22 protein-coding genes, 3 tRNA genes and 1 other RNA gene are annotated in these 20,521 nt (G+C 69.9%); 13 read left to right on the top strand and 13 right to left on the bottom strand.

Annotation, left to right across the window (positions count from 1 at the left end; all coding sequences use genetic code 11):
• Nucleotides 1-35: 35 nt before the first annotated feature.
• On the top strand, nt 36-194 hold the full coding sequence (locus tag M3B01_RS01425; RefSeq protein WP_259789078.1) for a hypothetical protein: 159 nt from the start codon (nt 36-38) through the stop codon (nt 192-194).
• Here M3B01_RS01425 and M3B01_RS14670 read toward each other — a convergent pair.
• The 3 genes from M3B01_RS14670 to M3B01_RS01415 all read right to left on the bottom strand — a co-directional run bounded on the left by M3B01_RS14670 (nt 119) and on the right by M3B01_RS01415 (nt 2,157).
• Nucleotides 119-700 (bottom strand): DUF4232 domain-containing protein, encoded by a 582-nt coding sequence (locus M3B01_RS14670; RefSeq protein ID WP_396123322.1) that lies wholly within the window; start codon nt 698-700, stop codon nt 119-121. The two genes, M3B01_RS01425 and M3B01_RS14670, sit on opposite strands and share 76 nt — an antisense overlap.
• Nucleotides 701-771: 71 nt before the next feature.
• Nucleotides 772-848 (bottom strand) — tRNA-Ile (locus M3B01_RS01420).
• 46 nt (nt 849-894) lie between these two features.
• Nucleotides 895-2,157 (bottom strand): glycosyl hydrolase, encoded by a 1,263-nt coding sequence (locus tag M3B01_RS01415; protein ID WP_259789077.1) that lies wholly within the window; start codon nt 2,155-2,157, stop codon nt 895-897.
• Nucleotides 2,158-2,364: 207 nt separating this feature from the next.
• On the opposite strand from M3B01_RS01415, the gene M3B01_RS01410 reads away from it, so the two are divergent.
• The 5 genes from M3B01_RS01410 (at nt 2,365) to M3B01_RS01390 (ending at nt 5,258) form a co-directional block, all read left to right on the top strand.
• Entirely contained in the window at nt 2,365-3,498 is a 1,134-nt protein-coding gene (locus M3B01_RS01410; protein WP_259789076.1) for a LacI family DNA-binding transcriptional regulator, read from the top strand.
• A gap of 66 nt (nt 3,499-3,564) precedes the next feature.
• Nucleotides 3,565-3,640, top strand: a tRNA-Asn gene (locus tag M3B01_RS01405).
• Between the two features lie 66 nt (nt 3,641-3,706).
• Nucleotides 3,707-4,195, top strand: a complete 489-nt coding sequence (locus M3B01_RS01400) for an OsmC family protein (protein ID WP_259789075.1) — start codon at nt 3,707-3,709, stop codon at nt 4,193-4,195.
• Nucleotides 4,192-4,680: a peptide deformylase gene (locus M3B01_RS01395; RefSeq protein ID WP_259789074.1), complete on the top strand. Its 489-nt coding sequence runs from the start codon at nt 4,192-4,194 to the stop codon at nt 4,678-4,680. The genes M3B01_RS01400 and M3B01_RS01395 overlap by 4 nt, the downstream gene beginning before the upstream one ends.
• Nucleotides 4,681-4,766: 86 nt before the next feature.
• Nucleotides 4,767-5,258 (top strand): DUF3145 domain-containing protein, encoded by a 492-nt coding sequence (locus tag M3B01_RS01390; RefSeq protein ID WP_259789073.1) that lies wholly within the window; start codon nt 4,767-4,769, stop codon nt 5,256-5,258.
• Between the two features lie 9 nt (nt 5,259-5,267).
• Here M3B01_RS01390 and M3B01_RS01385 read toward each other — a convergent pair whose 3' ends face one another.
• From M3B01_RS01385 to aceE, 5 genes are all read right to left on the bottom strand, one after another.
• A complete protein-coding gene (locus M3B01_RS01385; RefSeq protein ID WP_193865895.1) occupies nt 5,268-6,509 on the bottom strand; it encodes a beta-ketoacyl synthase in 1,242 nt (413 codons plus the stop codon).
• 94 nt (nt 6,510-6,603) lie between these two features.
• Entirely contained in the window at nt 6,604-6,852 is a 249-nt protein-coding gene (locus tag M3B01_RS01380; protein WP_017822459.1) for an acyl carrier protein, read from the bottom strand.
• A 91-nt stretch (nt 6,853-6,943) separates the two neighbouring features.
• Nucleotides 6,944-7,945, bottom strand: a complete 1,002-nt coding sequence (locus M3B01_RS01375) for a beta-ketoacyl-ACP synthase III (RefSeq protein ID WP_259789072.1) — start codon at nt 7,943-7,945, stop codon at nt 6,944-6,946.
• Nucleotide 7,946: 1 nt separating this feature from the next.
• Nucleotides 7,947-8,927 (bottom strand): ACP S-malonyltransferase, encoded by a 981-nt coding sequence (locus tag M3B01_RS01370; protein ID WP_259789070.1) that lies wholly within the window; start codon nt 8,925-8,927, stop codon nt 7,947-7,949.
• Between the two features lie 117 nt (nt 8,928-9,044).
• Nucleotides 9,045-11,789, bottom strand: coding sequence for a pyruvate dehydrogenase (acetyl-transferring), homodimeric type (aceE, locus tag M3B01_RS01365; RefSeq protein ID WP_259789069.1), 2,745 nt, complete (start codon nt 11,787-11,789; stop codon nt 9,045-9,047).
• 247 nt (nt 11,790-12,036) lie between these two features.
• On the opposite strand from aceE, the gene M3B01_RS01360 reads away from it, so the two are divergent.
• Complete coding sequence (locus tag M3B01_RS01360) at nt 12,037-12,453, top strand: DUF3052 domain-containing protein (RefSeq protein WP_193865891.1); 417 nt, start codon at nt 12,037-12,039, stop codon at nt 12,451-12,453.
• Nucleotides 12,454-12,529: 76 nt separating this feature from the next.
• Nucleotides 12,530-12,606: transfer RNA gene (locus M3B01_RS01355), tRNA-Val, on the top strand.
• Between the two features lie 127 nt (nt 12,607-12,733).
• On the opposite strand, the gene M3B01_RS01350 is transcribed toward M3B01_RS01355, so the two are convergent.
• Complete coding sequence (locus M3B01_RS01350) at nt 12,734-12,961, bottom strand: hypothetical protein (protein ID WP_193865890.1); 228 nt, start codon at nt 12,959-12,961, stop codon at nt 12,734-12,736.
• A 52-nt stretch (nt 12,962-13,013) separates the two neighbouring features.
• Entirely contained in the window at nt 13,014-14,165 is a 1,152-nt protein-coding gene (locus M3B01_RS01345; protein WP_259789068.1) for an MFS transporter, read from the bottom strand.
• 144 nt (nt 14,166-14,309) lie between these two features.
• Here M3B01_RS01345 and M3B01_RS01340 point away from each other — a divergent pair, with 144 nt between their 5' ends.
• The 3 genes from M3B01_RS01340 to M3B01_RS01330 are packed head-to-tail and all read left to right on the top strand — an operon-like array spanning nt 14,310 to nt 16,965.
• Nucleotides 14,310-15,599, top strand: a complete 1,290-nt coding sequence (locus tag M3B01_RS01340; protein WP_259789067.1) for an aminotransferase class V-fold PLP-dependent enzyme — start codon at nt 14,310-14,312, stop codon at nt 15,597-15,599.
• On the top strand, nt 15,596-16,069 hold the full coding sequence (sufU, locus tag M3B01_RS01335; protein WP_193865887.1) for a Fe-S cluster assembly sulfur transfer protein SufU: 474 nt from the start codon (nt 15,596-15,598) through the stop codon (nt 16,067-16,069). Before M3B01_RS01340 ends, sufU begins: the two co-directional genes overlap by 4 nt.
• Nucleotides 16,066-16,965, top strand: a complete 900-nt coding sequence (locus tag M3B01_RS01330) for a Nif3-like dinuclear metal center hexameric protein (protein WP_259789066.1) — start codon at nt 16,066-16,068, stop codon at nt 16,963-16,965. Before sufU ends, M3B01_RS01330 begins: the two co-directional genes overlap by 4 nt.
• On the opposite strand, the gene M3B01_RS01325 is transcribed toward M3B01_RS01330, so the two are convergent.
• Nucleotides 16,943-17,725: a YaaA family protein gene (locus tag M3B01_RS01325; protein WP_259789065.1), complete on the bottom strand. Its 783-nt coding sequence runs from the start codon at nt 17,723-17,725 to the stop codon at nt 16,943-16,945. The two genes, M3B01_RS01330 and M3B01_RS01325, sit on opposite strands and share 23 nt — an antisense overlap.
• A 107-nt stretch (nt 17,726-17,832) precedes the next feature.
• Here M3B01_RS01325 and rnpB point away from each other — a divergent pair.
• Nucleotides 17,833-18,189, top strand: an RNA gene (gene rnpB / locus M3B01_RS01320) — RNase P RNA component class A.
• 144 nt (nt 18,190-18,333) lie between these two features.
• Here the strand turns inward: rnpB and ppgK are convergent.
• Nucleotides 18,334-19,278 (bottom strand): polyphosphate--glucose phosphotransferase, encoded by a 945-nt coding sequence (gene ppgK / locus M3B01_RS01315; RefSeq protein WP_311203187.1) that lies wholly within the window; start codon nt 19,276-19,278, stop codon nt 18,334-18,336.
• A gap of 79 nt (nt 19,279-19,357) precedes the next feature.
• The gene (gene map / locus M3B01_RS01310) at nt 19,358-20,245 is read right to left on the bottom strand and encodes a type I methionyl aminopeptidase (RefSeq protein ID WP_259789064.1); all 888 of its coding nucleotides are present in this window, start codon (nt 20,243-20,245) and stop codon (nt 19,358-19,360) included.
• A 38-nt stretch (nt 20,246-20,283) separates the two neighbouring features.
• On the opposite strand from map, the gene M3B01_RS01305 reads away from it, so the two are divergent.
• The gene (locus tag M3B01_RS01305) at nt 20,284-20,508 is read left to right on the top strand and encodes an SPOR domain-containing protein (protein ID WP_259789063.1); all 225 of its coding nucleotides are present in this window, start codon (nt 20,284-20,286) and stop codon (nt 20,506-20,508) included.
• Nucleotides 20,509-20,521: the final 13 nt, after the last annotated feature.

The following is a 20,521-nucleotide window of genomic DNA, read 5'->3' as shown; positions in this document are numbered from 1 at the left end:
CCGGCTCGACGACCTCAATGTGGCACTATCGCTGCATGGCCATCTCGCTGTCCGATTTGCCGCCCCGCGGCGCCGCCGTCAACGCCGGCTTTGATGTCGAACGGAGCGGGGAGCGGGGTCACGGTTCCGTCGAGGCTGCGCTGCTCGCTCCCGGGGGCGATCTGGAGCCGGTAGAGCGATCGGCGATGACGTAGAGCTGCTGTGGGGTGCCGTGGCCGGCTGCCGTGCCGTATCCGGGCCAGCGGAGTTCGGCGTGGGAATGCCCTCCGGGCTCGAGCACGGCGCCCAGGTCAGTGCACCCCAGGGGCAGTTCGTTGTAGTCCGCGACCGGGCAGAGGTCGATGTGCTTCCCGCCCTGCATGAGCCGTACGGACCCGTGCCCTCTCAGCGCGCACGGGTTCTCGCTGAGGTTGGTGGCGACGAGCTTGGCGTATTCCGGACCATCGCCCAAGGCGACGATGTCGAGCCAGCGGGGATCGCAGGTGTCGACCGCCTCGGGCGCCGGCCGGGGTGCACCGGATTCCCACGTGGCGCCATCGTCGGGATCGCCTGGCCATGGCTGGGCAGTGATTGCGGGAACCGGGACGGGTTTGTCCTGGAACGGTGGGGCACCGTGTGCGCGAGCGGGGCCGGCACCGGCTGCGCCACCCAGGGGGCTACCGTTGCGGCCAGGGCCACGAGGCTCACCGTCAGCACCCACTCCACTGCGCTGCCGATGCCGCGTCCAAGCCCTGTCACGCCGCGGACGGCGAGGGCGCTAATGCGCTGCTCTGGTAGCCCAGGCGGGGCTTGAACCCGCGACCGACGGATTATGAGTCCGCTGCTCTGACCGGCTGAGCTACTGGGCCGTGCCCTGTCCAGGGCGCGCATGAATCTATCAGGTTGCAGCCGCTATCAGCGCGTCGCGGCCGCCCCGCCGGTGCGGGTGGCGCCCGCACGCGCCGGGGCATGGTCGCGCACCACTGTGATCGTCGGCCGTTCCCCGGCCCGGGAAGCCTCCATCCACTCCTCGAACACCGAGCCGCCGGGGGCTGCGGCGCTGCGCTGCAGCAGGGGGTCGGGCCCCACGTGCAGCTCGATCGCCCTGCCGCGCGGGTCAGGCACCGGTGCCTGTCGCGCAGCCGCGACCGCCTCGCTCAGCGCGGCCCCGGACTCCTTGATGCGTCCGTGGCTGTCGATCAGGCCCAGGGTGTGCTCCAGCGGCGGGAAATCGGCCAGCTCGGTGGAGACGTCGTGGGAGCACCACCACGTGATGCCGTACAGGTCCGGGCAGTCCATCGCCGTCTGCACGGTGCGCTGGACGAACCAGGTCACGTCGTCCTGCTCGAGGATGTTGCGGGGGGCGCCCACCTCCTGCAGCCACAGTGGACGCTCCGGGGCGGGGGAGAAGCCGCGAGCCAGCTCCAGGTAGTACTCCGCCCGGTGCTCCACCTCGTAGGAGCGGGCGCCGTAGCGCTGCCCCGTCCCATCGAAGATCCAGCTGTGCACCACGGTCGCATCACCCAGCTGCGCGGACTGGTCGGGCGTGAAGGCGTGATCGTCCATGAACCAGGCCGCGTCATAGTTGGAGACCGTGTGCAGTCCCGTTGGCACGGAGTTGCGCGCCGCCTCCAGCATGGTGCGGGTCCATTGCTCGGCCTGCGGGACCGTCAGCGGATCTGGATCGGGATGGTTGGACGCGGAGAACTGGTTGATCTCGTTGCCCACGCTCAGACCCAGCAGGTTCGGTGCGTCAGACAGGTTCTCGCCTAGTGCGCGCACCAGATCGGCAATGGCGCCCACCACCTCGGGGTCGGTGAACATGTTGCGGCGGTGCCAGGTCAGCAGCCAGCTGGGCACGAAGTCGAAGCTCGAGAGGTGCCCCTGCACGACGTCCACCACCACCTCCAGGTCCACGGAGGCCGCCACGTCCACCACGGCCCGCACGTCGTCCAGGGCGCGGGGGCGGATCAGAGTACGGTTGGGCTGCAGCAGCGGCCACAGCGGGAAGATCCGCACATGGTCCAGGCCCAGCTCCGAGATCGCCCGCAGATCCTCGCCCACGGCGTCCAGGTCCAGATCGTGCCAGGCGTGGAACCAGCCGATGCGCGGCGTGTAGTTGACCCCGAAGCGGGGGCGCGCCGGGGCCACGGAGGCGGCGGAGGGATCGGAAGACATCGTTGTCCTTCTCGGGTAGCTCGGTCACGTCGGGGGAGATCGGTGCGGCGCCGGAACCACCGATGATCGACGAGCCGGCCACCGACGCCCGGGAATGCACCTCCCGTCCATCCCCGCCTGGTACTATAGCGCTTTAGTAGGAGTGGCGCGCGGGCCTGTGCCTCTAGGGGCTCGGCGACCACGTGCTTCTATGGGGAAGGCCTCGTGATGACCAGCTCCAGGCCCGAGCAGCCCCGCGGGACAGGTCGCGGCAAGCGCGTCACCATCGCAGACATCGCCCGCCGTGCCGGGGTGACCTCCGCTGCCGTCTCCCTGGCCGTCAACGGCCGTCCCGGCGTCTCCGATGCCACCCGTGAGCGGATCCTCGAGATCGCCCGCGAGCTGCGGTGGGAGCCGTCCCACGCCGCCCGGGCCCTTGCCGGCGCCCCGGTCAAGACGGTCGGGATGGTGCTAGCGCGCCCCGCCGAGGTGCTGGGCGCGGAGGCCTTCTTCGGAGCGTTCGTGGCAGGGCTGCAGGAGGTGCTCAGCGCCGCGGACTACTCCCTGCAGATGAAGATCGTGGAATCCACCGAGGCGGAGATCGACACCTACCGCCGCTGGTTCGGACAGCGCCGGGTGGACGGCGTGGTGCTGGTGGACCTGCGCCTTCAGGACCCGCGCATCGGCGCCCTGGAGGAGCTGGGCCAGCCGGCCCTGGTGGTGGGAGGCCCCGGGCACCACGGATCCCTGCCCTCGGTCTATGTCGATGACGCCGAGGCCACACGGCTGATCGTGGAGCACCTGGCCGAGCTGGGACACACGCGCATCGCGCGCGTCGCCGGCACAGCGGAGTTCCTGCACACGATGCAGCGCAACACCACCTTCCGTCGCCTGGGGGAGGAGCTCGAACTGGAGTGCGTGCAGCAGGACGCCGGCTTCGGCGCGGCCGGCGCCGCCCGCGCCACAGCCGAGGTGCTGCGCCTTCCCGCCCCTCCCACCGCGATCGTCTTCGACAGCGACGAGATGGCGCTGGCCGGCGCCGCGGTGCTGCGCAGCCGTGAGGTCCCCATCCCCGAGGGGGTCGCGGTGGTCAGCTACGAGGACTCCCCGCTCACACGCGGGCACACCCCGCCCATCACCGCCATCCGTCGCTCCGCAGTCGAGTACGGGCGGGCCGCCGCCACGCGCATGCTCGAGGTGATCGACGCCGCCGCCGGGCAACGGACCACCGCCACCGGGGATCCCGGCACCTCCGCGGAAGCCCGCGTGATCGAGCCGCAGCTCGCCGTTCGGGCCTCCACGGACCCGTCGCTGGGTGGCACCACGGGAGCCGATCTGGCCGCAGGGTTAGATGCGTCATAGACGGCCCCTCCGCACCGTTTAGACGTGCGCCGGGCTCCGGAGTTTTGCTAGAGTCGTCCAGGTCGATCCCGCGTAGCTCAATCGGCAGAGCATTCGACTGTTAATCGAACGGTTACTGGTTCAAGTCCAGTCGCGGGAGCCAGCATCACCTCTCAGCCCCGGCCTCGGTCGGGGCTGAGTCGTATCCGCTGCCCCTCGAGGAGACCCCATGCCCACCGTCCCGGACGACAGCTTCGAGCGCCCCGACGCCTACGGCCCCGGCAGCGTCTGGGCCGATCGCGTGAGCAGGCGCTCCCTGGTGGGGCGCAATCAGCGGGGCGTGGAGATCCCGATCGGCATGGGGGAGGGTGAGATCTCGCCCGGCGAGTTGCTGAAGATCGCCCTCATCGGCTGTGCCGGCATGAGCGCCGACATCCCCCTGGGGCGCCGCCTCGGCGAGGACTTCGCCATGCGTCTGTGGGCCCACGGCACCGCCGACGAGGAGCAGGACCGCTATCTGCGGATCGACGAGGAGGTCCAGCTGGACCTCTCCGGGCTCAGCACCGAGGAGATCACCCGGGTGGTCACCGTGTTCGAGCGCGCCGTGGCCGCTGCCTGCACCGTGGAGCGCACCATCGTCCCCGGTGTCGAGGTGACCCACACGATCTCCGGGAACCCGAAGGTCGAGGGGAATGCGGCCGGGCAGGAGCAGCGATGAGCATCCGCCCCATCCGCATCGTCGGAGACCCCGTTCTGCGCACCCCCTGCGATCCCGTGGGCGACGTCACCGACGGTGTGCGCGGTCTGGTCCAGGACCTGCTGGACACCGTCGACCAGGAAGGCCGCGCCGGTGTGGCCGCCAACCAGATCGGCGTGAGCCTGCGGGCCTTCTCCTGGAACCTCGACGACCACGGGATCGGGTGCATCCTCAACCCCGTCATCGTCGAGCTCTCCGAGGACACCCAGGACGGCGACGAGGGCTGCCTGTCCGTGCCGGAGCTGTGGTTCCCCCGCACCCGCGCCGCCTACGCCCGCTGCGTGGGCACGGACGTCGACGGCGAGGAGATCGAACTGGCAGGCGAGGGCATCACCGCCCGGCTCATCCAGCACGAGGTGGGGCACCTCGACGGGGCCCTCTACATCGACGGCCTGGAGCGCTCCGTGAAGAAGCAGGCGTTGCGCCAGATCAGGGAAAGGCTCTAAGCTCACCACACACCCCGCCGGGCATCTCGCGCCGGGGCGGCCACCGATTCGTTGGGGAAGACGCATCGGAGACCGGAAGGAACGAGATGACCCAGGGTGTCGTGTACATCCACTCCGCTCCCCGCGCCCTCGCACCGCACATCGAATGGGCCGCGGGCGGAGTGCTCGGCACGCCCGTGCGCATTCGCTGGGAGGACCAACCCGCACGGCGCGGCCAGCTGCGCGCTGAGTTCACCTGGCGCGGTCGCGCCGATACCGGAGCCTCCCTCGTGAGCGCCCTGCGGGGGCTGCACGAACTGCGCTTCGAGGTCACCCAGGACCCCACCACCGTCACCGATGGCTCCCGCTGGAGCCACACCCCCGAGCTCGGCATCCATCACGGTGTCACCGACCGCGCCGGGAACCTGGTGCTGACGGAGGATCATGTGCGCGGATGCATCGAGCGCGCCGGCGGCGACGCCCTTGCCCTGCAGCGGGAGCTGGGCGTGGCTCTCGGCGAGCCGTGGGACGAGGACCTGGAGATCTACCGGCACGCCGGCGAGGGCGTTCCGATGCGCTGGCTGCACCGGGTGAGCTGAGCAGCGAGATCAGGCGCTGGTGACCACCACGGCCACGTCGTGGCCGCCGAAGCCGAAGGCGTTGTTCAGCACCGCGATGTCGCCCTCGGGAAGGCCCACCGCTTCGTTCTGCGCGATGCGCAGCGGCACCTCGGGGTCGAGGTTCTCGATGTTGATGGTGGGCGGGGAGGTGCGGTGGTGCACCGAGAGCACTGAGAACAGCGACTCCAGCGCGCCGGCGCCTCCCAGCAGATGCCCGGTCATGGACTTGGTCGAGGTCACCACCAGCTGGTCGGTCACGCCGTCCAGCGCTGCGGCGACGGCGTGCAGCTCGCCGATGTCTCCCAGGGGCGTGGAGGTGCCATGCGCGTTGACGTGCACCACGTCCTGCGCGGTGACACCGGCGTCCGTCACGGCCTCGCGGATCGCGCGGGCCTGGCCCTCCTGCGAGGGGGCCGAGATGTGGTGGGCGTCCGAGGCCATGCCGCGGCCGGAGACGTACGCGTACACGCGGGCACCGCGGGCGCGGGCGTGCTCCTCCGTCTCCAGCACCATGATGGCGGCACCCTCGCCCAGCACGAACCCATCGCGATCGCGATCGTAGGGCCGGGAGGCGCTCTGCGGGTCATCGGTGCGAGTGGACAGCGCGCGCAGGTTTGCGAAGGCGGCCAGGGGCAGCGGGTGGACGCATGCCTCGGTGCCGCCCACCACGACCACGTCGGCCCTGCCAGCGCGGATCATGTCCAGGCCCACCGCCACGGCCTCGGCACCCGAGGCGCAGGCGGAGACGGGGGTGTGGGCACCGGCCTGGGCGCCCAGCTCGAGTTCGATGTGGGCGGCAGAGGAGTTCGCCATCAACATCGGGATGGTGAACGGGTTCACCCGGCGGGCGCCCTTCTCCTGCACCAGGTCCCACTGGTCGAGGATCGTCCACACCCCGCCGATACCGGTGCCGACCACCACGCCCAGGCGGGCCGGGTCTACCTCGGGGGAGCCGGCGTCGGCCCATGCCTCACGAGCGGCGATCATCGAGAACTGCCCGGAGGGATCCAGCTTCTTCGCCTCGGGGCGCGCCAGGTGGTCGAGGGGGTCGATCGGGACCCGGCAGGCGAAGTCGACGCTCAGTCCGTACCGCTCGGTCCAGTCGTTCTCGAGCGTGCGGGCGGTGGAGGTGCCGGCGAGGGCGGCCTCCCAGGTCGAGGCGGTGTCACCGCCGAGCGGGTTGACGGTGCCCAGGCCGGTCACGGCGACACGGGTGCGGGGAGCAGACATGGGGACCTCCGGGGGAACGGTCGGGAACGGCCGGGCAGGGAACGAAGGGAATGACGACGCCCGGGACGCGAGCGGTCCCGGGCGTCGTGCGGTGTCAGGCCTGTGCGCCCGCGATGTACTTCACGGCATCGCCGACGGTCACGAGGTTCTTGACCTCTTCGTCGGGGATGCGGACGTCGAACTTCTCCTCGGCGTTGACCACGATGGTCATCATGGAGATGGAGTCGATGTCCAGGTCGTCGGTGAAGGACTTGTCGAGCTTGACGTCCTCCGTGGCGACACCCGTCTCCTCGTTGACGATCTCGGCGAGGCCCTCGAGGATCTCGTTCTCGGTGTGTGCCATGGGGTTCTCCTTGGATTCGTGGATTGTGTGGCGGGGACAGACTACCTGCGACCGGGCCCTGTGACGTGCTCGTGCAGGCGCATGTCGTGTCTCAGGGCAGGATCAGGACCTGCCCCGCATAGGCGAGCCCGGCTCCGAAGCCGAACTGCACCAGTACGTCCCCGCTGGAGACCGCACCCTCCTGGATGAGGCGGTGGGTGGCCAGCGGGATGGATGCGGCCGAGGTGTTGCCCGTCTCGGCGATGTCCCGCCCAATGACGACGTCCTCGGGCAGGCCGAGCTGCTTGGCCAGCTCGTCGATGATGCGCATGTTGGCCTGGTGGGGGACGAACGCGTCGACGTCCTCGATGCGCAGGCCGGAGGCCTCGAGCATCTCGCGGATCTTCTTCGCGGTGTGCCACACGGCCCAGCGGAACACGGTGCGGCCGTCCTGCTCGAGGGTGGGCCACTCCACCTTCCCGTCGCGGAAGTCCACCAGCGAACCGGTCATGCGGATGGTGTTCCAGTTGTCGCCGTCGCTGCCCCACACAGTGGGACCGATCAGCGGCTCGTCACTCGGGCCGACGACGGCCGCACCGGCCCCGTCGCCCAGCAGGAACGAGATGGAGCGGTCGGTGGGGGAGACGAAGTCGGAGAGCTTCTCCGCCCCGATCACCAGCACGTTGCGGGCACCGCCGGAGCGGATCAGCGCATCGGCCTGCCCGATGCCGTAGCAGAACCCGGCGCAGGCGGCGGAGATGTCGTAGGCGATCACGTCGGGCCGACCCAGCTCGCCGGCCAGCAGGGTGGCCAGCGACGGCGTGGGGTAGGGGAACGAGATGGTGGAGACGATGATGGCATCCAGCGTGTCCAGCTCGATGCCGGAGGTCTCGATCGCCTCACGGGCGGCGGTCAGCGAGAGGTCCTTGACCCCGACCCCCTCGCTGGCCCGGGTGCGGGTGATGATGCCGGTGCGCTGGCGGATCCACTCGTCGGAGGAGTCGATGGGGCCCACGAGGTCGTCGTTGGGGACGCTCACGTCGCCGCGGGCCGCGCCGTAGGCGAGCACCCGGGAGCCGGGGACGGTGGGGTGGGGGCGAAGGGTGACGGCCATGTCAGTTCTCCTCGTCGTGGTCGACGGCGTCGACGCGGTCGGCGGCCGACCCGTGCTCGCGGATGAAGCCCCCGGCCGCATCGAGGTCCTCCGGGGTGTTGAGGTTCATCAGGGCCACGCCCTTCAGCTCGCGCTTGGCCAGTCCGGTGAGGGTACCGGCCGGAGCGACCTCGAGGATGCCGGTCACGCCGCGGTCGGCGAACACGCGCATGCAGGCCTCCCAATCCACCGGGGCGGCCACCTGGTTCACGATCAGCTCCAGGTACCGGCCGCCCTCGGTGACGACCTCCCCCGCAGCGTTGGAGACCAGCGGGCACTGCGGGTGCGGGTCGGAGGCGGTGAGCTGGGCGACCAGGGCCTCGAGCTCCTGACGCGCAGGAGCCATGTACGAGGTGTGGAAGGCCCCGGCGACCCGCAGCGGGATGACCCGGGCCTTCGCGGGAGGCGTCGCTGACAGTGCGTCGATGCGCTCCTTGGCGCCGGCGGCGACCACCTGAGCGGCGGAGTTGATGTTCGCCGGGGTCAGGCCGTGCTCCTGGATCGCGGCCAGCACCTCCTCGCGGGTGCCGCCGACGACGGCCGCCATGGAGGTGGGCTCGGCAGCCGCCGCCGCAGCCATCGCGCGTGAGCGGACAGCGACCAGGCGCATCGCATCCTCGCGGTGGAGCACGCCGGACAGCGCCGCAGCAGTGATCTCGCCGACGCTGTGCCCGGCGAGAAGGTCGGCCTGCGGGCCGGCGCCGGATCCGGCTGCGCCCACCAGGGGGTCGAGCGCGACGATGCCGGCGGCCACCAGCAACGGCTGGGCCACGGCGGTGTCACGGATGGTCTCCGCATCGGACTCGGTGCCGTGGTGGATGAGATCCACACCGGAGGCCTCGGACATGGCGACCAGGCTGTCACGGACACCGGCGACCTCCAGCCAGGGGGCGAGGAAGCCGGGCTTCTGGGCGCCCTGGCCGGGGCAGACGATCGCGAGCACGGGGGACCTCCGTGGTGGTGACGTGATGTGGTGGGGAGAAGTCGGCGGGCAGTATCTGCGGGTGGGCGAGAACAGTACCGGGCCGCCCCGTGCGTGCAGAGGACGGCCCGGTTGCTGTCAGGACTCGCCGCCGAAGGAGCCGGACTCGCCGGCGTTGACGTTGCCCAGGTCGTACTTGTCGATCGCCTTGCGCACGGTGGAGGCATCGACCTTGCCCTCGCGAGCCAGCAGCTGCAGGGCCTTGACCACCATGGAATGGGCGTCGATCTTCAGGTAGCGGCGGGCAGCCGGACGGGTGTCGGAGAAGCCCCAGCCGTCGGCACCGAGCACGCCGTACTGGCCGGGGATCCACTCGCGGATCATGTCGGGCACCAGGAAGTCGAAGTCGCTGGAGGCGACGAACGGCCCCTCGACACCCTCCAGGCGCTGGGTGATCCACGGGGTGCGCTCATCCTCGGGGTTGAGGAGGTTGTGCTTCTCGGCCTCCAGGGCCTCCTTGCGCATCTCGGTCCAGGAGGTCACCGACCACACGCTGGCGCGCACGCCCCAGTCCTCGGCCAGCAGCTCACGTGCGTGGCGCGCCCACGGCACGCCCACGCCCGAGGCCATCAGCTGCACCTCGGGGCCGTCGCCCTGCTCGGCGGCCTCCAGTACGTACATGCCCTTCAGCAGGCCCTCGACGTCCAGGCCCTCCGGCTCCTTGGGCTGCACGATGGGCTCGTTGTAGACGGTGAGGTAGTAGAAGACCTCCTGCAGGCGATCGTCCTCGCCGTACATGCGCTGCAGGCCGTCGCGGATGATGTGCCCGATCTCGTAGCCGTAGGCCGGGTCGTAGATCACGGTGCCGGGGTTGGTGTAGGCCAGGATCGGCGAATGGCCGTCCATGTGCTGCAGGCCCTCACCGGCCAGGGTGGTCTTGCCGGCGGTCGCGCCGATCACGAAGCCCTTGGCCATCTGGTCACCGGCGGCCCAGAAGAAGTCGCCGGTGCGCTGGAACCCGAACATCGAGTAGAAGATGTAGAACGGGATCATCGGCAGGCCATGGGTGGCGTACGAGGTCCCGGCAGCGGTGAATGCGGCGGTGGAGCTGATCTCGTTGATGCCCATGTGCTTGATCTGGCCGGAGGTGGCCTCCTTGTAGGCCAGCAGCAGGTCGCGGTCCACCGAGAGGTAGTTCTGACCGTCCGGGTTGTAGATCTTCGCGGTCGGGAACAGCGAGTCCATCCCGAAGGTGCGGGCCTCGTCGGGGATGATCGGCACCCAGCGCTTGCCGCTCTCCTTGTCGCGCATCAGGTCCTTCAGCAGCCGCACCAGCGCCATCGTGGTGGCGATCTCCTGCTTGCCCGAACCTCGCTTGACGACCTCGTAGGCCTTGTCGCCGGGAAGCTCGATGGCCTTGTGCTCCGTCCTCCGGGTGGGAACGGGGCCGCCCAGCTGGGCGCGGTGGCTCTTGAAGTACTTCATCGCCGGCGAGTCCTCGTCCGGCATGTACAGGGGCGCGTCGTACACGCTGCCCGATTCGAGCTGCTCGTCGCTGACCGGGATGTGCAGGGTGTCGCGCAGGGCCTTGAGGTCGTCCAGCGTGAACTTCTTCATCTGGTGGGTCGCGTTGCGGCCCGCGAAGTTCTTGCCCAGGCGGTAGCCCTTGATGGTGTGCACCAGGACCACGGTGGGCTGGCCCTTGTGCTCCGTGGCGGCCTTGAAGGCGGCGTAGATCTTCTTGGTGTCGTGGCCGCCGCGGTTCAGCTTCCACCAGATGTCCTCGTCGGACATGTCCTCGACCAGCGCCTTGGTGCGCGGATCGCGACCGAAGAAGTTGTCGCGGATGAACCCGCCGGACTCCGCGCGGTAGGTCTGGAAGTCGCCGTCCGGGGTGGCGTTCATCAGGTCGATGAGGGCGCCGTCCTCGGAGGCGGCCAGCAGCGGGTCCCAGCCCGAGCCCCAGATCACCTTGATGACGTTCCAGCCGGCACCGCGGAACTGGCTCTCCAGCTCTTGGATGATCTTGCCGTTGCCGCGCACCGGGCCGTCCAGGCGCTGCAGGTTGCAGTTGACCACGAAGGTGAGGTTGTCCAGGTGCTCCTTGGCCGCGATGTGCAGAGCGCCGCGGGACTCCACCTCGTCCATCTCGCCGTCGCCCAGGAACGCCCAGGTGTGCTGCTGGCTGGTGTCCTTCAGGCCGCGGTTGTGCAGGTAGCGGTCGAAGGAGGCCTGCTCGATCGCTGCCACGGGGCCGATGCCCATGGACACAGTGGGGAACTCCCAGAAGTCCTGCATCGCCCGGGGGTGCGGGTAGGAGGGCATGCCGTGCTCGCTGGAGACCTCCTGGCGGAAGCCGTCCAGCTGCTCCTGGGAGAGCCTGCCCAGCATGAAGGCGCGGGCGTAGATGCCGGGGGAGGCGTGGCCCTGGAAGAAGACGTGGTCTCCGCCGCCCTCGTGGTCGCGACCGCGGAAGAAGTGGTTGAAGCCGACCTCGTACATGTTCGCGATCGAGGCATAGCTGGAGAGGTGACCGCCGACCGAGACGCCCGGGCGCTGCGCGCGGTGCACCAGCATCGCGGCGTTCCAGCGGATCGCGTTGCGGATCTCCTTCTCGAGCTCGGGGTCGCCGGGGTACTCCGGCTGCTCATCGGCAGGGATCGTATTGATGTAGTCGGTGGTGAGGGAGTCCGGCAGGTGCAGGTCCGAGCGACGGGCGTGCTGGATGACGTTCTGGATCACCTCGGAGGCGCGGTCCTCGCCGCGGGCCTCCACCAGTCCGTCGAAAGAGTCGAGCCACTCCCGCGTCTCCTCGGGGTCAGGGTCCTGCGCGTGGCTGGGCAGGTTGATTCCGATCGGGCGGGGCGTGATGTGCGAGCTCACACTGTCCTTCTCTCTCAGAAGTGCGGATCAGGTCACGGGGCGGGCGAACACCGCTGAGCCCCGCGCCGTCGGCCTCGGTTCCGTCCAGACTACAACCGGGAACCGAGGCCTGAGGGGTGAGGGTTCGCTCCGATGTGGTGACACCCGCAACACCCCCGGTGCAACTGTCATAGGATTAGCCGCGCGATGGGAGCACTGCGGTGTGACCAGTCGTGTTACTGCACCGTCACCTCGAAGGAGCCCGTTCTTGTCATCGTCGGCCGACCCCCGCCAGCAGCGCACCCCTGCGGAAGTGCTGGGATTCACGACCGGTCAGCTCGTGCAGGAGATCGGGTACGACGACGACGTCGACCTCGAGCTGCGCGATGCGATGGAGGACCTCATCGGTGCCGAGCTGGAGGACGAGGACTGCCAGGAGATCGTCGACGCCGTGGTGCTGTGGTGGCGTGAGGAGGACGGCGACCTCACCGACGCCCTCGTGGACTCCCTCACCACTCTCGACGCGGGCGCGCCGATCTGGCTGCTGAGCCCCAAGGCCGGGCGTGACGGCCACGTGAGCCCCGCAGAGGTGCAGGAGGCCGCGGAGACCGCGGGACTTCGCGTGATGAGCTCGATGAGCCTGGCCAAGGACTGGACCGGGACGCGCCTGGCATCGCGCAACTGAGAGGCCCTGCCTCGCACACCGACCCGCCGTCTCACACCGGTAGGATCCGAGGGCGCCCCAGGAGGGTGCCCGCCCGGGGTCGTTAGCTCAGCTGGTCAGAGCGTCTGGTTTACACCCAGAAGGTCGGGGGTTCGAGCCCCTCACGACCCACCAGGTATGAAACGTATGTCGGCCCTCGCCCCGTTCGTGGCGGGGGCCGAATGCGGTTGTTGTGCACTTGACCTCTCAGTCCAGTCGCCGGAGGGGCACGACGCTCGCGAAGGCGGGATCAGAGGCCGGATCACCGGGTGAGGGTGTAGGCGAGGACCAGGACAGCGGGAACCGCGAGCGCCAGGCAGCCCCAGATCATCATCGTGCGGCTGTCGCGCTCCTTCTGCTGCGGGGTGCGCTCGGCCTGGTCCGAACCGCCCCACCCGCCGCTGCGCCTGCTCCGCAGCACGGTCACCAGGGTGACCACCAGTGCCGCAGCGATGGTGAGGCCGAACAGGATGAGGATGATCGTGTCCATGGAGTCACTCCTGGGTGGGGCGTCGACGGGGCAGGGCGCGTGCCCCAGGCTCTCATGCCGGGGTCGCGGGTAGGCGCTGCTCGGCCCGTGCCAGCAGCATCGCAGCGGGCAGGGCGGGCACCACGCACAGCACCATCGCGGTGAAGGTCAGCACCGGGGAGATGTCGAAGAAGTGCCCGGCGATCGCCGTCATCACCGCCGTGCCCGCCCCGGTGCCCAGCGCGGAGTACAGCCCCTGCGCGGGGACCATCAGGTCAGGGGCGACGTGTCGACGCATCGTCTGGATGAAGCCCACCTGCATCATGCCGAAGGTGAGACCGTGCAGCAGCTGCGAGGCCAGCAGCATCGGCACTGTCGGATCCAGCACCCACACGCCCCACCGCACCAGCGCACCGACGGTCGCGATCAGCATCAGCACAGCCAGGGGCCACCTGTCGGCCACCCCGGCGGTGAGACGGAACACCAGCATCTCCGACAGCGGCGCCAGCATCAGGAACAGGGCGATCACCAGCGGATCCACCTGCAGCCTCTCCAGATGCAGCGCTCCGAAGGCGTAGTACGCCGCGTGAGAGCTCTGCACCAGCACGCAGATCCCCAGGGCCAGCATGAACACCCGGTGCCCGAACAGCGGGCCCCACGCCCCGATCGAACCGGACCTCTGCGCCGCCACCACCTCGTCGCCGATCCGGGACAGCGCGGTCAGTGCCAGAGCCAGCAGCGCGAGCAGGAACACCGGCAGCAGCGCCCCGTTGCCCAGCTGCCGGGCCACCAGCCCGTTCACACCGGCGCCGGTGACGAACCCGAACGATCCCCACAGCCGCACCGGCCCGTACACCAGTGCTCCCCGCTGCGCCCCCAGGGCCGCGGTGGTCTCCAGCAGCGGCATCAGCGTGGGGTACAGCACGCCGAATGCGGCCGAGAGCACCAACAGACCGGTCAGGCCGGTGTGCGGAAGGAAACCCAGGCCCAGCGCGAAGCACAGCCAGGGCAGCCACCGCGTGAGGGAGCCGATGGGCCACAGTCGGTTCGCCAGCGGGAACAGGGTGACCACCGCGATCGCGCGGGTGACCAGCGAGACGGTGATCGACAGCCCGATCTCTGCGCCGTCGAAACCGCGGGCATCGAAGATGACACCCCAGTAGGACAGGAAGGTGACCCAGCTGAAGAAGAAGAGGAAGAACTGCACGCGCATCCAGGTGCGCACGGCGGCTCCCGAGGTCGTAGGGAAGGACCTTCCTATACTGGAGCGACACGCCGCATCGGCGCGCCCTGCGGGGGTGTGACATTCCTGCCCCTGGGCCGGAGCGAGGGCGGCGGCACACCGACCACCCGTGGAGGCCAGCCCGGCATGACGGCACCGTTCCATCCGACCCGACCGTTCGATCTCGAGTCCATCCGGAGGGACTTCCCGATCCTGGATCGCCGCCTCGATGCGGACACCGCCATGGTGTACCTCGACTCCGGCGCCACCTCGCAGCGACCCCGCCCCGTGATCGACGCCGAGGTGGCCTTCCTCACCCACGACAACGCCGCCGTCAAGCGCGGCGCCCACCGGATGGCCGAGGCCGCCACCGACGCCTTCGAGCATGCCCGCACCACCATCGGCCGCTTCATCGGCGCGCCCCGCAGCGAGGAGGTGGTGATCACCCGCGGCGCCACCGAGGCGCTGAACCTGGTGGCCCGCTCCCTCGGCGACGGCGACGACACCACCCCTGCGCGGCTGCGCGTGGGCCCCGGTGACGAGATCCTGGTGACGGAGATGGAGCACCACGCCAACCTGGTGCCCTGGCAGGAGCTCGCCCGCCGCACCGGCGCCACCCTGCGCTGGATCCCCCTGACCGACGAGTTCACGCTGGACCTCACCGGTCTGCCCTCCCTGCTCACCGAGCGCACGAAGGTGCTGGCGCTGACCCACCAGTCCAACGTGCTGGGCACGGTGAACCCCGTCCGGGAGCTCGCCGAGGCGGCCCGTGCCGTCGGCGCCCTGACGGTGCTGGATGCCGCGCAGTCAGCGCCGCACATGCCCTTCGACGTGTCCGAGCTGGGGGTGGACTTCGCAGCTCTGTCCGGTCACAAGATGCTCGGTCCCACGGGGGTGGGCGTGCTGTGGGGCCGCTACGAGCATCTCGCGGCGATGCCGCCGTACCTCACCGGCGGCTCCATGATCGAGACGGTCACCATGGACCGCTCCACGTACGCCGCGCCTCCGGCACGCTTCGAGGCCGGCACCCCGCCGGTCTCCCAGACCGTGGGCCTGGGGGCCGCCTGCGACTACCTGAGCGCACTGGGGATGGAGCAGATCGCCGCCCACGAACAGGCGCTGACCACCCGGGCCCTCGAGGGGCTGTCGGGGATCGACGCCGTGCGGGTGCTGGGCCCCGGAGCGTCCCCGCAGCGCAGCGGCGCGGTCGCCTTCGTGATCGACGGCGTGCACGCCCACGACGTGGGCCAGGTGCTGGACTCCTTGGGCGTCCAGGTGCGCGTGGGCCACCACTGCGCCTGGCCGCTGCACCGCCGCTACGGCGTCACCGGCTCCACCCGCGCCAGCTTCTCCGTCCACACCACCGAGGCCGAGGTCGACGCGTTCGTCGACGGCGTGGCCCGTGCCATCGACTACTTCCAGGCGGCGTCCCGGTGACCAACCCTCTCGATTCCCTCTACACCGAGCTCGTGATCGAGCACGACAAGCGGCCCCAGAACGCGGGCCTGCGCGAGCCGTTCGACGCCGAGGTGCACCACGTGAACCCCACCTGCGGTGACGAGATCACCCTGCGGCTGCACCTGGATCGCGATGACCGCGCGGGGGGCAGCCTGCGGATCCGCGACATCTCCTATGAGGCGATCGGCTGCGCCATGAGCCGGGCCTCCGCCTCGATCATGAGCGACCTGCTGATCGGCCGCACCACCGAGGAGGCGCTCCCGGTGATCGAGCATCTGGAGACCGTGATGAGCTCGCGCGGCACCGTGGAGGCCGACGAGGAGCTGATCGGAGATGCCGTCGCCCTGATGGGGGCCGCGAAGTTCCCGGCCCGCATCAAGTGCGTGCTGATGGCCTGGAAGGCGTACCAGGCGGCCCTGGTCGAGACGCAGGCGATGGGGGAGCGGTGAACCTGCCCGTGCACGATCCGAGCGCTCACCGGCCGTCCGTGCTCGCTGACGTGATCGGGGTGCTCGAGGCCGCCTACCCGCTGCGGTGGGCGGAGGCCTGGGACCGCGTGGGCCTGGTGCTGGGAGAGCGCAATGCCGAGGTGAGCAGGGTGCTGCTGGCCGTCGATCCCACCGTCGCGGTGGCCCGCGAAGCCATCGACCGCGAGGCACAGCTGCTGGTCACCCACCATCCCCTGCTGCTTCGGGGCGCCAGCTTCCTGCCGGCCGACGACGGCAAGGGACAGGTGGTGACATCCCTGATCCGTGCCCGCATCGGACTGTGGTGCGGGCACACCAACGTGGACCGCTCCACGCTCGGCACCGTCGGCGCCTGGGTCCGTGCACTCGACCTGCAGGATGCCCGCCCCCTGGTCCCCGGGAAGGAGAGCGGCGAGGCGGCCGCTGCCGACCACGGATCGGAGCTGTTCGGGCTCGGAGCCGTCGGCCAGGTGCCCTCCCCGATCACGGTAGGACAGCTCGCTGCACGCCTCGCCGGGATCGTGCCTGCCACCGCGCGCGGCATCGCGCACACCGGCCCTGCCGAGCGGGAGGTGCACACGGTCGCGGTGTGCCCCGGGGCGGGGGACTCGTTCCTGGAGGCCGCCACCGGTTCGGGGGCCGACGTGTACATCACCTCGGACCTGCGCCATCACCCGGCGCTCGAGCACATCGAGGACGCCGCAGACCCGTCGGCCGTGCCCGCGCTGATCGACGTGGCCCACGCCGCGAGTGAGGCCCTGTGGCTGCCGCTGGCCCGCGAGCTGCTGAACGAGACCCTGCCCGGCATCGAGGTGCTGATCAGCGAGCAGAGCACGGACCCCTGGCGCGGGCAGGTCAGCTCACCCTGTCCACGATAGCCAGCCGGTCCCCTTCCAGTTCGACCCCCAGCGTGCCGCCGAAGCCCGCCCGGAGCTGATCGACCACCTCGTCGGGCGTCGAGGCCGGCGCGGCGGCGTCGAGCAGCACGCGGGTCACCCAGCCTCGATAGCGCTTCGCGTCGTGCGAGACCACCTTGCGGGTGCCGCTGCGCTCCTGCACCGGGGACACCTCCAGCACCGTCACCGTGGGGGTGGAGTGCATCGGCATCATCGTGCGGTATGCACCGGAGCGGGAGTCGATCACCACGGGGGAGGGGCCCTCGGCCTCCTCGCCGAGCAGCCTGGAACCGAGGGGGCGCAGGTGGCGGGCCCACCATGTGGCGGCCTTCCCCAGCCGCGCCACGGTGGAGCCGGCGGAGAGCCGATAGGCCGGGATCCGGTCCGTGGCGGCATCGACCACCCCCAGCAGGGCGCTCTGCACCAGGACCCGCCTGTCAGCCGGGATCTCGATGGAGGGGTCCAGCTGGTCGAACAGCACGCCGGAGTAGACGGTCAACGGCGGGCCCACCGGCTCGTCCTCGAGAGCGATCATCCGCTCCACCAGCTCTGGGGCGGAGGCCGGGACGCCCAGCCTGGTCGCCGCGTCCTTGCCGGCGGCGGTGCGCTGGACCGCGCGAAGCATGGTTGCGCGCTGTTCGGTGAGCTCCGGGAAGGCGAGTGCCCCCAGATCGAGCGCGCCGGCGGCGACGCCGGGGTCGGGCCGGGTCTTGGTCTCCGAGGGAGGCAGCAGGATCAGCACCCCACCATTGTGGATGGCAGCGCACGGCCGCGGAGGGACCGACGGTGGAGAGCTGCCGCACGTCCAGGAGGGCGCAGGAGCAGGCCCCGCGTAGAATCGTGCGCGGACCAGTCGGCCGGGCAGTCGCGTCCCCGGTGCACGCACCGGGGCCGAGGAAAGTCCGGGCTCCAACCGGCACGGTGGTGGGTAACGCCCACCCGGAGCGATCCGCGGGACAGTGCCACAGAGAGCAGACCGCCGCAGCCGCCTCGGCGGCGCGGTAAGGGTGAAAGGGTGGTGTAAGAGACCACCGCGGCCTCGGTGACGAGGACGGCACGGCAAACCCCACCGGGAGCAAGGTCAGACAGGGAACGCTGAGGGCGCCGGCCCGAGTTCCCGGGTAGACCGCTGGAGGTCGTCGGCAACGGCGATCCGAGATGGATGACTGCCGATCACAGAACCCGGCTTACAGGCCGACTGGTCCGCTCCCGGCATCCCGTGCGTTCGATGTGGTCGCAGTCCGGCTGCGGTTCTCCCGCGATCGCTGCTCGTCCACACCGCGGCTCCCGGATGCACGACGAAGGAGCGCGGCTGGGCCGAGGTCCGTCGTGGATGACGGGCGTGCGGTGTCAGTCCTTCGAGGTGGATTTCTTGGCGGAGTTCTTCTCCGTTTTCTTCTCCGCCTTCTTGTCGCTCTTCCTGGCCTTCTTGTCGGCCTTCTTGTCGCCCTTCTTCGCGGACTTCTCGAGCTTCGCCTGGGCCTTGTCAGCAGCGAGACCGGTCTTCTTCCGGCCGTTCCCGCCGGCGGCAGCACGGGTCTCGTCCTCCGCGTGGCGTGCCAGGACGGCGGCACCGATGATGCCGGCCTCGTTGCGCAGCTCGGCAGGCACGATCGGGGCCCGCAGGTCGAGCTCGGGCAGGTACTTCTTGTGATGCTTGGAGACCCCGCCGCCGACGATGATCAGGTCGGGGTTGAACAGGAACTCGATCAGCGAGTAGTACTCCTGGAGGCGCTCGGCCCACTGCGACCAGTCCAGCTCCTCGCGCTCCCGCACCGATTCGGCCATGTACTTCTCCGCGGAATCACCGTGGAGGGGGATGTGGCCCAGCTCGGTGTTGGGCACCAGATGACCGTCCACGAACAGCGCCGTGCCCACCCCGGTGCCCAGCGTGGTCATCAGCACCACACCCTTGGCATCCCTGCCGGCACCGAACTCCATCTCGGCGATGCCCGCCGCGTCGGCATCGTTGACCACGAACACGTCATGGCCGGTTCGCTCCGTGAACAGGGCGTCCACGTCCGTGCCGATCCAGGCGTCGTCCACGTTGGCGGCCGTCTTGGCCACACCGTGCTGGATCACGGCGGGGAAGGTCACGCCCACCGGCACCCCCGCGGCGATGTCGAAGGACTCGATCAGCTCGCGCACCGTCTCGGCCACGGCATCCGGTGTGGACGGCTGCGGGGTGGGGATCCGCAGGCGGTCCGTGGCCAGCTCACCAGCCTTCAGGTCCACGGGCGCGCCCTTGATCCCGCTGCCGCCGATATCGATGCCGAAGGCCGTCGTGCTGCTCATGTTCTCTCCTCGATGCGGTGCACGAGCCTGCGAGTGCGCGGCCGTGCCGAACGTGCGATCGCCCCAGTGTGGCAGAAGCTCACACCACGGTCAGCAGTTCCGGACCCTCGGCGGTCATCACCAGGGTGTGCTCGAACTGGGCGGTGAAGGAGCGGTCCTTGGTCACCACGGTCCAGCCGTCGTCCCACTGCTCCCACTCCTGCGCACCGATGGTCACCATGGGCTCCACCGTGAAGGTCATGCCCTCGGCGATCTCGTCGTCGAACATGGGCGCGGAGTCGTAGTGGGGGATCACCAGGCCGTTGTGGAAACCCTCGGCCACGCCGTGGCCTGTGAAGTCACGCACCGACTCGTAGCCGAAGCGGCCCACGTACTTCTCGATCACCCGTCCGATCACGTTGACCTGCCGACCGATCTTCGCCGCCCGGATGCCGCGCATCATCGCCTCGTGGCTGCGCTCGACGAGCTCCTCGATGCGCGGATCCACGTCTCCCACCAGGAAGGTGGCGTTGGTGTCGCCGTGCACGCCGTGGATGTAGGCGGTGACGTCCACGTTGAGGATGTCCCCGTCCTGCATCACGGTGGAGTCAGGGATGCCGTGGCAGATCACCTCGTTGAGACTGGTGCAGCAGGACTTCTCGAAGCCCAGGTAGCCCAGCGTCGAGGGGTAGGCACCCTCCGTGACGAGCACGTCGTGCACGACAGCGTCGATCGCGTCGGTCGTGATCCCGGGGGAGGCGGCTTCGCCGGCGGCCTGCAGCGCGAGGGCCGCGATCCGGGACGCCTCTCGCATCCGCTCGATCACATCGGCGCTCTGCACCTTCGGGCCGGAGTCCGAGACCGCCTCGTCCTTGTCGACGTACTCCGGCCTCTCGATGCATGCCGGAACGGCTCGACGGGGGCCGATGGTGCCGGGCACCAGTGGGGCGCGGCCTTCGGGACGGATCCAACCCTGCTCTACAGTCATGGGTGCAAGTCTCTCACCGACGAGGAGAGGAGTCCGCCGTGGCCGGATCCGCCGAGTACTACTACAACCTCACCAACGGCACCGTGGAGGAGGGTCGGCAGTCGCACGGCAGCGAGCTGATGGGCCCCTACGCATCCCGTGAGGAGGCGCAGCGCGCACTCGACAGCGCCGCCGCGCGCAACGAGAAGTGGGAGGACGAGGACGAGAAGTGGGAGGAGTGGGGCGAGCCCCCTGCCGAGGGCGTGAGCCCGGAGGCGCGCTGACGCCTCTGTCCAG

It is taken from the genome of Brachybacterium sp. p3-SID957 (assembly GCF_025144775.1).
In the GTDB taxonomy this organism is placed as follows: Bacteria; Actinomycetota; Actinomycetes; order Actinomycetales; family Dermabacteraceae; genus Brachybacterium; species Brachybacterium epidermidis.
The sequence above is the reverse complement of the archived record's forward strand: the minus strand, read 5'-3'. Positions and strand labels throughout refer to the sequence as shown.

What these genes read in the sequence shown, in the direction of transcription:
- M3B01_RS01425 (WP_259789078.1), top strand. Translation starts at nt 36, where the DNA reads ATGGCCATCTCGCTGTCCGATTTGCCGCCCCGCGGCGCCGCCGTCAAC.
- M3B01_RS01415 (WP_259789077.1), bottom strand. Translation starts at nt 2,157, where the DNA reads ATGTCTTCCGATCCCTCCGCCGCCTCCGTGGCCCCGGCGCGCCCCCGC.
- M3B01_RS01410 (WP_259789076.1), top strand. Translation starts at nt 2,365, where the DNA reads ATGACCAGCTCCAGGCCCGAGCAGCCCCGCGGGACAGGTCGCGGCAAG.
- M3B01_RS01400 (WP_259789075.1), top strand. Translation starts at nt 3,707, where the DNA reads ATGCCCACCGTCCCGGACGACAGCTTCGAGCGCCCCGACGCCTACGGC.
- M3B01_RS01395 (WP_259789074.1), top strand. Translation starts at nt 4,192, where the DNA reads ATGAGCATCCGCCCCATCCGCATCGTCGGAGACCCCGTTCTGCGCACC.
- M3B01_RS01390 (WP_259789073.1), top strand. Translation starts at nt 4,767, where the DNA reads ATGACCCAGGGTGTCGTGTACATCCACTCCGCTCCCCGCGCCCTCGCA.
- M3B01_RS01385 (WP_193865895.1), bottom strand. Translation starts at nt 6,509, where the DNA reads ATGTCTGCTCCCCGCACCCGTGTCGCCGTGACCGGCCTGGGCACCGTC.
- M3B01_RS01380 (WP_017822459.1), bottom strand. Translation starts at nt 6,852, where the DNA reads ATGGCACACACCGAGAACGAGATCCTCGAGGGCCTCGCCGAGATCGTC.
- M3B01_RS01375 (WP_259789072.1), bottom strand. Translation starts at nt 7,945, where the DNA reads ATGGCCGTCACCCTTCGCCCCCACCCCACCGTCCCCGGCTCCCGGGTG.
- M3B01_RS01350 (WP_193865890.1), bottom strand. Translation starts at nt 12,961, where the DNA reads ATGGACACGATCATCCTCATCCTGTTCGGCCTCACCATCGCTGCGGCA.
- M3B01_RS01340 (WP_259789067.1), top strand. Translation starts at nt 14,310, where the DNA reads ATGACGGCACCGTTCCATCCGACCCGACCGTTCGATCTCGAGTCCATC.
- ppgK (WP_311203187.1), bottom strand. Translation starts at nt 19,278, where the DNA reads ATGAGCAGCACGACGGCCTTCGGCATCGATATCGGCGGCAGCGGGATC.
- map (WP_259789064.1), bottom strand. Translation starts at nt 20,245, where the DNA reads ATGACTGTAGAGCAGGGTTGGATCCGTCCCGAAGGCCGCGCCCCACTG.